The following is a 298-nucleotide window of genomic DNA, read 5'->3' as shown; positions in this document are numbered from 1 at the left end:
CTTCTGGGGCTTACTTGGGACTGTATTGACATTTCCCCCACCAGTATTGAACTTGGTCAGGCAAGCATCTTCGTTGAAAAGGAGTTGCAGGGAGTAAATCGTGAAGCGATGGCAGATCTGGACGGTAAGGACATCATGTTCAAGTTCCCGCCGACCTTCGCCAGTACGCATACCGCATTGGTTCTCAAAACTCCTAAGACCAAAACAAGTGTCCGCAAGGTGTTCTTACCGAAAACCATAGCGGAAATGTTGGTACAGCGAAAGGCTGACATCGAAGAACTGAAAGACCTTTTCGGTG

At 48.3% G+C, this 298-nt stretch carries 1 pseudogene; it reads left to right on the top strand.

The window, feature by feature from the left end:
- Window positions 1–298: pseudogene (locus P0G09_RS19060) on the top strand (site-specific integrase); the annotation flags it as partial.

Source organism: Faecalibacterium sp. DFI.5.82, assembly GCF_029076575.1.
In the GTDB taxonomy this organism is placed as follows: domain Bacteria; phylum Bacillota; class Clostridia; order Oscillospirales; family Ruminococcaceae; genus Faecalibacterium; species Faecalibacterium duncaniae.
Note: the sequence above shows the minus strand (reverse complement) of the source record. Positions and strands in the feature narration are given on the sequence as shown.